The following is a 13319-nucleotide window of genomic DNA, read 5'->3' as shown; positions in this document are numbered from 1 at the left end:
TTACAAAAGCAATCGATAGACAAAACCTATACCAGCGATTGTCAGTGGCGCTTTGAGCTGCCCTACCCCTCTCCCTATACTGGCCCGCGTTGCGTTCTATTAACCTTGTAAATTACAGGAGTACATATGGTACTGGTTACTCGTCAGGCACCGGATTTTACTGCCGCAGCCGTTCTGGGCAGCGGTGAAATTGTTGAAAACTTCAACTTCAAACAGCACACCAACGGTAAAGCGACCGTGCTGTTTTTCTGGCCGATGGACTTCACCTTCGTTTGCCCGTCTGAACTGATCGCTTTTGACAAACGTTACGAAGAGTTCAAAAGCCGCGGTGTAGAAGTGGTTGGCGTCTCTTTCGACTCCGAGTTTGTTCATAACGCATGGCGTAACACGCCGGTTGAGAAAGGCGGCATCGGCGCGGTGAAATACGCGATGGTCGCAGACATCAAACGTGAAATTCAGCAGGCTTACGGTATTGAGCATCCGGACGCGGGCGTTGCCCTGCGTGGTTCTTTCCTGATCGACAAAAACGGCATCGTGCGCCACCAGGTCGTCAATGACCTGCCGCTGGGCCGTAACATTGATGAAATGCTGCGCATGGTTGACGCGCTGCAGTTCCACGAAGAGCACGGCGAAGTGTGCCCGGCACAGTGGGAAAAAGGTAAAGAAGGGATGAACGCCTCTCCGGACGGCGTGGCAAAATACCTGAGCGAAAACGTCTCCAGCCTGTAATTGGCTGCATTGATAAAGGCCCGCACTGCGGGCCTTTTTTATGGCTAATTCAAACCAACGCCAGATGTGTGTCGTCATTAACTCGTCTGGACAGGCCTCATCCTTTTTAGACTGCAAGCTAACACAACGGGCCGCCGCTGCTTGTTAGGTTCCGACACACCGTTCAGGGGCGAAGCCAATGCCGCCCGCTTAACAAGCGGATCGTTATTCGCGTGTTTTCACTTCACGCCAGATGCGCAGTGCCATCCATACCAGCACCACAACTCCCAACAACAAGACGCCCCACACCAGCAACGTTTTCCACGTCTGCTGGCGCTCTGCCGGAGATGTCGCCGTCAGCCGCTCCTCGCCGCCAAGCGCCACACGATCCTGCACCTGCACTTCCGGTATCGCCGTAAGATCGAGCTGTTTACGCAGCGCTTCCGGGATCAATCCTTCCATCGTTACCGCAGCAGACGCCGCTGCCCGGTTGCCCCACGCCAGCATAAACGGCCCCTTGCCCTGCGCATTAAAGACCAGCGATTGTCGGTCGCGGCTGCCGGTTACCTGCGGCAATGCTTCGGGTAAACGGGCATCAAGCGTGGTGATGCGCACCGCTTGCACGACATCTCCTGGCAGGCTGAGCGGCGCGGAAGCACGTCCATTAAGCGCCCACAACACCGTTTTACTTAACGGTTTCCACTCATCGCTGGCACTACTGCGCCAGTCAATCGATACCGGCAACACGCCCTCTTGCGCAAGCCTTATCGACAGTGCGCTTAATGGCTGCGGTTGCGCCCATTGATACTGTGCTTCGGTCGGAGAAATCCGTTGTTCGTGGCCTGCCATCTCCACCTGTTCCAGCGGGGTTGGCTCACTACCAGGCCGCGCGGTGACCTGCGTAATCGCCACTGGCAGGTTCGGGGTATCAAACACCATCAGTAAATAACGTACGCCATCGGCGGGCATCGGCTGGTCGAGGGTAATCTGATCGAGCTTCAGCCGATCGCTGCCGCTCGCCAGCTCCATAACCGGTATGTCTTGCTGCAATGTCGTCCAGTTGCGCATGTCGCCGCTGAAAAAGAGCGTCACTTTGCCACGCCAGTTTTTTACGGGCTCCGACCAGGCCAGCTTCAGTTGCGCGAGATTGAAGATTTCCGGTGTATTTTCCGGGAACGCCAGTAAATAGCTCTGCCCGACCACTTCGTCAGGCTCGCCTTCAATACGAATATCGACGCCGGACGAGGAGTGCAAACGCACCACATTTTGCCCCTCTGTGCCGGTGTCAACCGGCGACGTATCCAGCGGGAACACTCGCAGCGCAATGGGCTCTGGCGCACGTGCGGTAACACGCTGTGTTTCCAGCGTAAACGGCACTCGCTCGCCATCGTGGTTAAACACCCGCACATCGCGCAGATCCGGCCAGGCGCTCTGCGCGTAAGTATCCTGCGGCAGATCGGCGCGATACCAGGATGCCGGTTGTGGTAGATCGAGCGTCGCGCCAAACGCGTAATCCTGCGGTGAATCCGGAACAGCGTCACTGCTTATCGCCGCGCCTGCGGTTGTCACCAGTGCGGCCAGTAGTAATCCATGCCACTTTTTCATTGCTCTTCTCCCTTGTCCTCTTCCCGCACGGCCTTTGGCGGCAGGGGTGAAAAATACCCCACAATCAGCACCAGCACCGCCACACCAATAAAGGCAATGGCTCGCGAAAGCCCGCCGCCGCCAGCGCTGTCTACCAGCATTAATTTGAGCAGCACCACGCCCAGCAACACACTGCCGCACAACCACTGCTGGCGCGCATGCTGGCGTGTAGCGCGGATCATCACCACCAGCGCAATCAGCATCCAGAACAGCGCAAAGCTGGTCTGAATCAATCGCGACTGCCACAGGCTTTCACTCTCCCAGGCCACGTCGCCGTAATAAGCCAGCAGGCGCAGTAACACGCCATTTAGCCACCAGAAACCGAGCGCCGCCAGTACCCACGGGCGCGCACGCCAGAGTTGCGGTGCAATGGGCGGGTAGTGCGCTTCGGCAAAACGGCTGTACAGCCAGACGCCGAGCAGCGCAAACGCCGCGCCCTCTTCCAGCGGGTTAATGACCGGCAGATACGGCATGCCCATCACCACCCCGTCGCTCAGATTGGCATACACCAGCAAACACAGCAGCACAGGAACCAGCGGCAATAATCCCAGCGCGCCATACAGCGCAGGCCAGATGCGCCACGGCCAGAACTGGCGGCGAATGGCCGCCAGCGCCAACGCAATCAGCACACCACCCGCCGCCATGGGCAGCCCGACCTGCCAGGGTTCATTCCCCCACGCCAGCCCATCAATGAACCACCACAGCTCAGTGCCTGCCGCCAGCAGCAACATCCACAACAACGAAATATGCAAACCTTGCGACACCCGCGCGGATATCGTCTCATTTTCACGGTAAAGCAGCAGGAAAGCGGCAGGCAGCGCGATACACCAGGCCAGATTCGGCCAACCCGCTGCCAGCAGGTGCCCCTCAGTCATAATTTGCCAGCCCAGCATCACCGCCATTCCCGGCCATAACAGCCAGCGGGCGTAACCCAGCTCCGGCCACGACCAGCGCAAGCTGCCCGCACGCCATAACCATACGGAAAGCGCCAGCAACGCCAACACGCCAAACCCGTTATCAACGTAGGCTGGCAGCACAGCCTGAGACGCGCCGCCGAGCGCCACTACCCAAAACGCGATACCGCCCACCAGCAGTAGCCAGCTTCCCTCTTGCCGCAAACCACGCCACAGCCAGGAGGCCGCCAGCCAGCATGCGCTGAGCACGGCAAAGATCAGCAATGTCGACACGGCATTAATACCGTCCGCCGCTGCCCACAGCGCGCTGCACAACGCCAGGAGAAGTAATGCGCTACCGCTGTAGCTCATGCGGCGCAGATTTTGCTGTACGCCGAGCCACAAAATGCCCAGTCCTTCCAGTGCCCAGGCCATCGCCGTCCAGCGCGCCGACAGCGCCAGCGGAATGGCGAGCGTGGCAAACGCGCCGCCGAGCGCCAGCGCTGCCAGCACCAGCGGTTTTGCGGTTGCAGGGAACCGTTTGAGCGCCAGCATCGCCAGCGCCAGATAGAAGAGACCAAAGCCCAGCGCGCTAAATGCCGGGCCATAATGCCAGTGTTGCGTGATGGCGTACTGCATACCAAAGCCCGCCAGCGGCGGCGCAAAGAGTAAAACACCATCAATAATGCGCTCGCCCCGGCGCTGCGCACGCAGTGAAAGCGCCACGCTCAGTACACCGAAGATGAGAATGTTAGCCATCAGGAACAACTGGCAACTGAGATAAAATTCCGGGCGATAGTTATCCATGCCCCACAGCCCGGCAACGCTGAAAGTGAAGACCATGCCAAGCAGGTTCAATTCGCGCCAGTGCTGCCAGATACTGATGGCGAGGATCCCCACCGAAAGCAGCAGGTAAAACGAGAACAGCGCAACATGGCTGCCGCCGCCGGTAGAGAGCAGGATCGGCGCGAGATAGCCGCCAAGGCTTGCCAGCAACGCCAGACTCAGCGCTTTTTGCAGCACCGCCAGGCCAACGCTCGCCGCACAGATAACGATTAACAGCACAAAGGCCAGCGTCATCGGCAGCATCTGCCATAAGCGAAACGCGCCAAAAACGGTGAGATAGAGCGCGCCAACCGCGCCGCCTTGCAGTATCAGCGCAAAGACCGTCTGTTTATGCCGCAGCCGCCAGCCAAGCCCTAGCAGCACAATCGCCACCAGCGCGACGGCGGCCAGCCGCAGTTCCAGCGGGAACAACGCATATTCCACGGTGTAGCGCAGCAGGAAAGAGAGACCGATAAACAGCAGGATAACACCCAGTTTTGCCAGCGGGTTGCCCTGCATAAACCAGCGCACCAGCGACGTTACCATTCCCCACGATGCGGTTTCCGGCGTTTTTGTCGTTACGGCAGGTTCGTCAATAGCAGGTGCGGACATAACCGGTGCAGGTGTTTCAGCTTTACGTCCCCACGGGTTTTCCGCCGCCACAGGCGATTCGGCTTTTCGCCCCCACGGGTTTTCCACCGGCGCGGCAGGTTGAGGGATTTCAACAGGTTCGGTGGAATGCGCAATTTCAGCCGCCGCCACCGGTGTTGGTTCGCGGCTTTCCGGCGTCGCCGAAAACTGCCGTTCCAGTATGCTCAGCCGCTGACGCAGTTGTTGCAGTTCATTCTGGGTAGCAATACTGCGTCGCCAGGCGGTGATGGCCACAATGGGCACCACCACCAGCGCCAGAAACAGCACCACCACGCCAAAGAGTAAAAGACCATCCATGTACTATCGCCTTCGCTAAAGGGGAGACGTAATGCCCGCCCCTTTTCGCGTGGCGATTCAGGCGGCGGACCAGACAGATGCGCTAATGGCTGAAAGCGTCAGCACATCATCCTGTAGCGTACCTGTACCTTCCTGAAGCCGCCAGCTTTTCCCCCGTAACAGCGGTGAATCCTCCAGCACAACTTCACAGGCCTCGCCCCGGTTAATGGCGACTAAAACCCGTTGTTGACGGTAAACACGCAAAAATACCAGCACATTGTCGTGCGCATAAATCACCAGACAGCCGCCGTAGCGCAACGCTTGCGAACGTGAACGCAACTTCGCCATGCGCTGATAAAGCGCCAGCAGCTTGCCATCCTGGCGCTTTTTGTCCCACGGGAACGGCTTGCGGCAAAACGGATCGTTAGCGCCATCCAGCCCTACTTCGTCGCCGTAATAAATGCACGGCGTGCCCGGCCAGCTAAACAGCCAGACCACCGCCAGCGGTAAGCGCGCAATGTCGTTGCCGAGCACCGTCTTAAAGCGTGGCGTATCGTGACTGTCAAGCTGGTTAAACATGCGTAATTGCTGCTGATGCGACAGCCCGGCGCGGTAGTTATCCATCCATGCCGCGCAGGTTTGCGCATCGATTTTTTGCGGATCATAAGAGAGATCGGTTTTCGCCAGAAAAGCCCACACCGGCAGGGTAAAACCGCGATAGTTCATGGCCGCGTCTTCGGCATCCGCCTGCAACCACTGGCGCGCATCGCCAAAATGTTCGCCAAAGACATACGCCTGTGGCTGAGTCTCTTTCGCCGCCTGCGTAATACCCGTGACATGGCGCAAATTGTTACGCGCCCCGCCATCTTCACCCAGCATATGCACTACATCCAGCCGCCAGCCATCCATGTGCCATGGCGCTTTCAGCCAGTGACGCACCACGCTCTCTTCACCCTGATAAATTTCATCAACTAACGCGGGCGACTGGTAATCGAGTTTCGGCAGGCTCGCATACCCCAGCCAGTCGCGGGCGTGGCCGTTCTCATCAAAGCTGAACCAGCTACGCCAGTGTGAATCCGGGTTGTGGCACGCACCACCCGTTGCGCGGTTATGCCGGTCGAACCACGCGTGGGAATCGCCGGTGTGATTAAAGACACCATCCAGAATCAGCTTCATGCCCGCGTCAAGCGTGTTATGCCGCAGGCGCAGCAACGCCTCATCGCCGCCGAACTGCGGGTCAACATGCCGATAATCTTCGGTGTCATATTTATGTACGCTGGGAGCGACAAATACCGGGTTAAGGTACAGCGCGGTGACGCCGAGTTTTTTCAGGTACGGCAGCTTCTCGCTGATGCCGTCAAGATCGCCGCCATAAAAGGTCGAACCGCCCGCTTCGCCAGTCAGTGGATCGTCCCATTCACGCATGACAATCGGCTGCCCGGCCGCATGGTGATGATAGATTTTGTCTTGATCTTCGCCGCGCGGCTGGCTGCGGGCAAAACGATCCGGGAAAATCTGGTAGAACACCTGATCCGCCACCCAGTGCGGCCCGCTGTCCGGCGCATCGATAGCGAACTGCTCAAGCCGCGCGGGCGGAAAGTGGCTAAAGCCCTGCGAGGTAAACCAGAGCTGGCGGTTTTCCCACAGCAGCTTAAAGCTATAGCGACGACGCGGCTGCCCGCTCGCCACATCGATCGCCGCCCGCCAGACAGTCACTCCATCGGCTGTCGGTTTACGCGCGCAATGCATCACCACCGGCGTCTCTTCGTTATCGATTTCCGTCCGCAGCGTCACCCGCTCCGGCAGCGAAGTTCCGGTTAGCCAAAGGCTAATAACTAATTGATCCTGATTCTGTTTCACAAACGGCGCGACGGGCAAATGCCATGCATTCAACATCAAAAAATCCCCTTTGCTCAAAATGACGCCACTCTTCCACAGCGATTCTCACCCTGCCTCCTTCTTTCCGCTTTTTTCAGGGGGTGAGAGAGAGGGCGCAGATGTGATCTGGCGAGATATTCACCAGGCATTTGTGTGAGTTTTTCCGCGCCCGCTTCGTGCTGATGCCCGAAGCCGCAGGCAGACGTGCTTTTTATACTGATAAAAACTATAGATGAATAAAGGGCTTAGTATGAGCAGCAAACCCGAGATCCTCGTCATTAGCGAAATTCCGCAGACGATGATCGACACCCTCGAACGCCATTTCGTGGTGCATCGTTACTGGCAGACCGATGCACAGGCCCTGTTGCGCGAACACGCGCCTGCCATCCGTGGCGCCCTGACACGTGCCGCGAAAGGCATCAGTAACGCGCTGATAGAGCAGCTTCCGGCGCTGGAAGTGATCAGCGGTTTCGGCGTCGGCGTGGATGCCACCGATCTCAATGTCTGTCGCCAGCGCGGAATAAAAGTCAGCAACACGCCGAACGTGCTTAACGAATGCGTAGCCGATACCGGGCTGGCGTTAATGCTGGCCGTCACGCGGAAAATTTGCGAGGCCGACCGCTTTGCCCGCGCCGGCGAATGGGAACATGGCGCCTTTCCCGGCGCATGGAAAATGAGCGGCAAGCGCTGCGGCATTGTCGGCATGGGCAATATTGGTCATGACATCGCCCAACGCGCCGCGGCATTTAATATGCCGATTCATTATTTCAGCCCACGAGAAGCGCGCAACAACCACTGGCAGCGCCATGACTCGCTTATCAAGCTTGCGAATGCGGTCGATTTTCTGGTGCTCACCTTGCCAGGCGGTGCGAAAACGCAGCACATTATCAACCGTGACGTGCTGGAAGCGCTGGGGCCGAAGGGCATTCTAATCAATATTGCGCGCGGCAGCGTGGTTGATACGGAGGCGTTAATCGATGTGCTTCAGAAAGGGAAATTACGCGGTGCCGGGCTGGATGTGTTTGAAGAGGAACCGCATATTCCGCCAGTGCTGCGCAGCCTGCAAAACGTGGTGTTATTGCCGCATATCGCCAGTAATACCGCCGAAACGCGCCAGGCGATGGCGGATCTGACCATCAATAATCTGCTGAGCTACTTTACGCAAGGGAAACTGCTGACACCGGTGGTATAAGCCGGTAAAGAGGGGAAAATGCCGGACAAGCCTGACGCTTATCCGGCACAGTTATCAGGCTTTGCGGCGTTTAAACATCCAGCCAATCAGCAGCAGCACAATCCACGCGAAACCGACATACAGCGAGATGCGGGTGTCCGGGTGCCAGCCAATCAGCGCAATAATAAACACGAGGAAAATCAGCCCGGCAACGGTAGTGGCTACCCCGCCAGGCACTTTGAATTTCAGCGCTTTCACTTCATCAGCAGAGAGACGGCGGCGGAAACCAATCTGCGAGAGCAGGATCATGATCCACACCCACACCGTAGCGAAGGTCGCCAGCGAAGCAATCACCAGGAAGACATTTTCCGGCATGATGTAGTTCAGATAGACCGCCAGCAGCAGCGCGACCGTCATCACCATCACCGTGACCCACGGAATACCGCGACGCGAGGTTTTGGCGAACATCTTCGGCGCACTTCCCTGCTCGGCCATACCGTGCAGCATACGTCCGACACCGAAGACATCGCTGTTGATGGCGGAAAGCGAGGCGGTAAGTACCACAAAGTTAAGAATGCTGGCGGCAAAGGTGATACCCATATGCTGGAAGGTAAGCACAAACGGGCTGCCGTCTGTTCCTACCTGGTTCCACGGGTAAATGGACATAATCACGAACAGCGTACCGACGTAGAACACCAGTATGCGCAACGGTACTGAGTTGATGGCGCGTGGGATCGACTTTTCCGGATCTTTCGCTTCACCGGCGGTAATACCTATAATTTCAATACCGCCGTAGGCAAACATCACCATTTGCAGCGCCATCACCGTGCCAAGCCAGCCATTGCTAAAGAAGCCGCCGTGGCTCCACAAGTTGCTGATGCCGGTCGGCTCACCACCGTTGCCAATCCCCCAGATGATGATGCCGAACCCGGCGACAATCATGATGATGATCGTGGCGACTTTAAAGAACGAGAACCAGAACTCCAGTTCACCGAACACTTTCACGCTCATCAGGTTAATGGCGCAGATAATCAGCACCACGCTCAATACCCAAATCCAGTGCGGCACCGTCGGGAACCAGACGCCCATATAGATGCCGAAAGCGGTCACATCGGCAATGGCGACAATCAGGATTTCAAAACAGTACGTCCAGCCGGTGATATAACCGGCCAGCGGGCCGAGGTTTTCCTGCGCGTAGCGAGAGAAGGAGCTGGCAGAAGGGTTATGCACGGACATTTCGCCCAGCGCACGCATAATGATATACGCGGCGACACCGCCAATAATGTAAGCCAGCAGCACGCTTGGCCCGGCCATTTTGATGGCGTCTGCGGAGCCGTAAAACAGCCCGGTGCCAATCGCTGAACCCAGCGCCATAAAGCGAATGTGGCGGGTGCTTAGCCCACGCTTCAGCTTATTAGTACTTTCCATCGTTTCCACTGCCATTATTCAACACAAAAATAAAAAACCACGGAGCGCGTACCCCGTGGTTAAACAAACCGTGTTTGCTGCTGTTAATGCGCGCTGGAAGTCACTTGTCGTCCTGCGGCGCGATCCCAGATTGCGGCCAGAATCACCATCACCAGGCTTGGCATCAACCAGGCCAATCCCTGCTCCGCCAGCGGCAAGCGCTGTGTCCAGGCAGGAAGGTGTTCAGCAAACGCGGAGGCTTTCACGCCGTCAAGGATACCAAAAAGCAGGCTGATAAACATGGCCGGTGCGATAACGCGTGTTGAACTGTTCCAGAAGGAGCGGGTAAAACTCAGCACCACCAGTACGATACAGGGCGGGTAGATCATCGTCAGCACCGGAATCGAAATCTGAATCAGGTGGCTCAACCCGAGGTTGGACACCGCCATCGAGAAGATACCCAGAATAAACACCAGCGCACGGTAAGAGAGCGGCAGATACTGCGCGAAAAACTCAGCACAGGCGCAGGTCAGGCCAACTGCCGTCACCAGGCAAGCAATGAAAATCAGCGCCGCCAGCAAGAAGCTGCCCGCACCGCCGAAAGTGTGCTGAACGTAAGCGTGCAGAATGGCGGCACCGTTGGCAGACTGATCAACCAGCGAAGAGCTATCTGAACCCAGGCGGAACAGCGCCAGATAAAGCAGCGTCAGACCCACGCCAGCCATCAGGCCAGCCCAAACGGTGTAACGGGTCAGCAGGCGCGCTTCCGTCACGCCGCGCGAACGCGCCGCGTTGACAATCACAATGCCAAAGACCATGGCGCCCAGCGTGTCCATCGTCAGGTAGCCGTTGACGAAACCGTTGGAGAAAGAGGCGTTCTGGTAGGCGTCCAGCGCGTGGCTGATGGAACCCGCCGGCCAGACAATCGCGGCGATAGAAAGGATAGTCAGCGCGATGATTTTCAACGGAGCAAGGAAATTACCCACAGTATCAAGCAGTTTGCCCGGATAGAGCGATACCAGGATCACCAGCGCGAAATAGACCACGCTGTAAATCAGCAGCGGCATCGCGCCTTCGCCGGTCAACGGTGCAATCCCGACTTCAAACGATACGGTTGCCGTACGCGGCGTTGCAAACAGCGGCCCAACCGCCAGGTAGCAAACCGTCGCCAGCAGAACACCCGCCACTTTCCCAATCGGTGTGCTCAGGCTATCGACGCCACCGCCGACTTTCGCCAGCGCAACAACGGTGAGCACCGGCAAACCCACAGCGGTAATCAGAAAGCCAAACGCCGCCGTCCAGACGTGTTCACCCGCCTGTAAGCCGACCATTGGAGGAAAAATGATGTTACCTGCGCCGACGAAGAGGGCAAAGGTCATAAAGCCCAGAGCAACAATGTCTCGTGGTTTTAAGTGATGGGTCATAAGTTTTACTGCCTGTGGATGTGGTGTCGTAAAGTGATGAATTATTGGCCTTTCCCGACCGAACAATAAAACGCCAATTGCGTGAAAAATCAGCGGGAAATGCTTTATGTACAACGTGGCGAAGAATAGTTTTTCGATTTACCACGTAAACACAGTCGGTCTGACAATGTATGGGGCGCAATTTAAACGCTTATAACGTTTAAAGGCAAGGAGGGATCGTAAAACCAGATGGTTATGCTGCATTGCAAAAAACAAGCAGTCAAATACTCCATTTATAAGAAAAACACATGGCTGATCATGCGAACAAAAAAGCAGCAGACGTACAAAATACGTTTCAGCTGTGGTAGACGGTGCGGGAAAGCGGCCTGTTTTCGCAGGCCGCTGGAAAGATATGCTGACAGAGCCTTCAGGAAGCGGCTTTTTTGGCAACCAGACGTTCCGGCAGGACAAAGCTAAAGCGGGTGCCCTTGCCCGGTTCGCTGACGATATCAAGGCGGCTTTCGTGGTGATTCACCGCGTGTTTGACAATCGCCAACCCAAGACCGCTGCCGCCGGTTTGCCGTGAGCGGGCTTTATCCACCCGGTAGAAACGTTCGGTCAGGCGCGGAATATGTTCTGCGGCAATGCCCGGTCCGTTATCTTCCACGCTAAATTCCGCGCCCTGCGGTACATGCTGCCAGCGCACAATAACGTGCGTGCCTGCTGGCGTGTGGTTGACGGCGTTATAGACCAGATTCGAGATTGCGCTACGCAGTTGTTCCTCATTACCGAGCACTTTGAGCGCGTTATCCACTTCAAAACTGAAAGTGTGCTTTTGCTGACTGAGGGTTTGCGCTTCCCGTTCGACAACCCGCAACATCATCGGCACATCAATGGTTTCGTTAGGCGGTAGCGTCGGCGCAGCTTCAATTTTCGACAGCGTGAGTAACTGGCGCACCAACCCTTCCATCCGCGACGTTTGTTCACGCATAGTGTGCAGCGCTTTTTCGCGCGGTGCCCCTTCCAGCGTTTGCTCCTGCATCATTTCCAGGTAGCCCTGCAACACCGTTAACGGCGTGCGCAGTTCATGGCTGACGTTAGCGAAAAAGTTACGCCGCGCACCTTCCAACTGGTGCATTTGCGTCACATCGCGCGCCACCATCAGCAGTTGTTGCTCGCTGTAGGGCATAACGCGGATCTCAAGATGCCGCCCATTATTGAGCACCAGATGCAGAGGTCGGCCAAACTCCTGATTCCTGATGTATTTCGTAAATTCGGGGTAGCGCAGCAAGTTAAGGATATTCTGGCCATTATCGTCCGGCCAGCGCAGCCCCAGCATCTGCTGTGCAAGGCCGTTACACCAGAAAATCGCCCCCTCTTCGGTGGTGAGGATCACCGCATCCGGCAGCGATTCCGCACCGCTGCGAAAGCGTTTGATCAAATTTCCCAGTTCACGGCGGCGCTTTTTATTACGCATCTGCATCTGGTGTAGCCCGTAAAGTAGCGGCTCCCAGCTTCCCGTTCCCGGCGGCGGGGTCATGCTTTTATCAACCCACAACCACCAGGAAAGACGCAGTAAATTCCAGAAATGCCAGATCAGCAACCCGGTTACCGCGGCGAACAAAAACCAGGGCAGGTAACCGAAAATCGCGCCGAGAATAAAGGCGGGGATACAACAAAGGAGGAGCTCCAGCACCAGCCTTTTCCATGACAGCCGTTCCAGCACGCGTCACACTCCTGTCAAATTTCAGAAACGGGTCGAAAAACGATATCCCGTGCCGCGCACTGTTTGCACCATACGATCGTGGCCGCTGTGTTCCAGCGCTTTGCGCAGACGGCGAATATGCACGTCCACGGTTCTGTCTTCAACGTAAACGTTGGTTCCCCATACGTGGTTCAGCAGCTGTTCGCGGCTATAAACCCGTTCCGGGTGAGTCATAAAGAAGTGTAAGAGTTTAAACTCTGTCGGTCCCATATCCAGCGGATTTTCACCGGTCATTACGCGGTGTGAGGAAGGATCGAGGCTCAGCCCCTGCATTTCAATCACCTCTTCCACCGCCATCGGTGAAATACGGCGCATCACGGCTTTAATACGCGCGACCAGCTCTTTCGGAGAAAATGGCTTGGTAATGTAATCGTCCGCACCCGTTTCCAGACCGCGAACGCGATCTTCTTCCTCCCCGCGCGCGGTCAGCATCATCACCGGAATATCACGGGTCATCGCTTCGCGTTTAAGATGTTTAATAAACTGAATGCCAGAACCGCCAGGCAACATCCAGTCCAGTAACACCAGGTCGGGCCAGGGTTCGTTAAGTTGGTTCACCGCGCTGTCATAATCTTCAGCTTCCACCGGTTGAAAACCATTTTGCTCGAGCACGAAGCACACCATTTCACGGATTGGTGCTTCATCTTCTACGACCAGAATTCGTCTCGCCATAATTCGCCCTGTTTTAATTAAGTCGT

Annotated in this window: 9 protein-coding genes; 2 read left to right on the top strand and 7 right to left on the bottom strand. The window is 56.7% G+C overall.

Features of this window, described 5'->3' with window-relative positions:
* Positions 1–126: 126 nt before the first annotated feature.
* On the top strand, positions 127–729 hold the full coding sequence (locus ACFX4U_RS11235; protein ID WP_017458841.1) for a peroxiredoxin C: 603 nt from the start codon (positions 127–129) through the stop codon (positions 727–729).
* A gap of 204 nt (positions 730–933) precedes the next feature.
* Here the strand turns inward: ACFX4U_RS11235 and ACFX4U_RS11230 are convergent, their stop codons facing one another.
* Genes ACFX4U_RS11230 through malZ form a run of 3 tightly spaced genes read right to left on the bottom strand, consistent with a single transcriptional unit; the run spans position 934 to position 6893 of the window.
* Positions 934–2313 carry a DUF3999 family protein gene (locus tag ACFX4U_RS11230; RefSeq protein ID WP_313506410.1) on the bottom strand — a complete coding sequence of 460 codons (1380 nt, stop codon included), beginning with the start codon at positions 2311–2313 and terminating at the stop codon, positions 934–936.
* Positions 2310–5018 carry a DUF2339 domain-containing protein gene (locus tag ACFX4U_RS11225; protein WP_313506409.1) on the bottom strand — a complete coding sequence of 903 codons (2709 nt, stop codon included), beginning with the start codon at positions 5016–5018 and terminating at the stop codon, positions 2310–2312. Before ACFX4U_RS11225 ends, ACFX4U_RS11230 begins: the two co-directional genes overlap by 4 nt.
* Before the next feature lie 57 nt (positions 5019–5075).
* The gene (malZ, locus tag ACFX4U_RS11220) at positions 5076–6893 is read right to left on the bottom strand and encodes a maltodextrin glucosidase (RefSeq protein WP_313506408.1); all 1818 of its coding nucleotides are present in this window, start codon (positions 6891–6893) and stop codon (positions 5076–5078) included.
* Between the two features lie 232 nt (positions 6894–7125).
* On the opposite strand from malZ, the gene ACFX4U_RS11215 reads away from it, so the two are divergent.
* Entirely contained in the window at positions 7126–8067 is a 942-nt protein-coding gene (locus ACFX4U_RS11215; RefSeq protein WP_313506407.1) for a 2-hydroxyacid dehydrogenase, read from the top strand.
* A gap of 54 nt (positions 8068–8121) precedes the next feature.
* On the opposite strand, the gene proY is transcribed toward ACFX4U_RS11215, so the two are convergent.
* The 4 genes from proY to phoB form a co-directional block, all read right to left on the bottom strand.
* Positions 8122–9474, bottom strand: a complete 1353-nt coding sequence (gene proY / locus ACFX4U_RS11210) for a proline-specific permease ProY (protein WP_020456732.1) — start codon at positions 9472–9474, stop codon at positions 8122–8124.
* An 83-nt stretch (positions 9475–9557) separates the two neighbouring features.
* Complete coding sequence (gene brnQ, locus ACFX4U_RS11205) at positions 9558–10877, bottom strand: branched-chain amino acid transporter carrier protein BrnQ (RefSeq protein WP_065369194.1); 1320 nt, start codon at positions 10875–10877, stop codon at positions 9558–9560.
* A gap of 406 nt (positions 10878–11283) precedes the next feature.
* On the bottom strand, positions 11284–12582 hold the full coding sequence (phoR, locus tag ACFX4U_RS11200) for a phosphate regulon sensor histidine kinase PhoR (RefSeq protein ID WP_065369195.1): 1299 nt from the start codon (positions 12580–12582) through the stop codon (positions 11284–11286).
* 21 nt (positions 12583–12603) lie between these two features.
* Positions 12604–13293 (bottom strand): phosphate response regulator transcription factor PhoB, encoded by a 690-nt coding sequence (phoB, locus tag ACFX4U_RS11195; protein ID WP_007373472.1) that lies wholly within the window; start codon positions 13291–13293, stop codon positions 12604–12606.
* Between the last annotated feature and the right edge of the window lie 26 nt (positions 13294–13319).

It is taken from the genome of Kosakonia sp. YIM B13588 (assembly GCF_042788165.1).
GTDB classification, from domain to species: Bacteria; Pseudomonadota; Gammaproteobacteria; order Enterobacterales; family Enterobacteriaceae; genus Kosakonia; species Kosakonia sacchari.
The sequence above is the reverse complement of the archived record's forward strand: the minus strand, read 5'-3'. Positions and strand labels throughout refer to the sequence as shown.

Excerpts from the sequence above, each read along its gene's own strand:
- ACFX4U_RS11235 (WP_017458841.1), top strand. The coding sequence starts at position 127 with ATGGTACTGGTTACTCGTCAGGCACCGGATTTTACTGCCGCAGCCGTT.
- ACFX4U_RS11230 (WP_313506410.1), bottom strand. The coding sequence starts at position 2,313 with ATGAAAAAGTGGCATGGATTACTACTGGCCGCACTGGTGACAACCGCA.
- ACFX4U_RS11225 (WP_313506409.1), bottom strand. The coding sequence starts at position 5,018 with ATGGATGGTCTTTTACTCTTTGGCGTGGTGGTGCTGTTTCTGGCGCTG.
- malZ (WP_313506408.1), bottom strand. The coding sequence starts at position 6,893 with ATGTTGAATGCATGGCATTTGCCCGTCGCGCCGTTTGTGAAACAGAAT.
- ACFX4U_RS11215 (WP_313506407.1), top strand. The coding sequence starts at position 7,126 with ATGAGCAGCAAACCCGAGATCCTCGTCATTAGCGAAATTCCGCAGACG.
- proY (WP_020456732.1), bottom strand. The coding sequence starts at position 9,474 with ATGGAAAGTACTAATAAGCTGAAGCGTGGGCTAAGCACCCGCCACATT.
- brnQ (WP_065369194.1), bottom strand. The coding sequence starts at position 10,877 with ATGACCCATCACTTAAAACCACGAGACATTGTTGCTCTGGGCTTTATG.
- phoB (WP_007373472.1), bottom strand. The coding sequence starts at position 13,293 with ATGGCGAGACGAATTCTGGTCGTAGAAGATGAAGCACCAATCCGTGAA.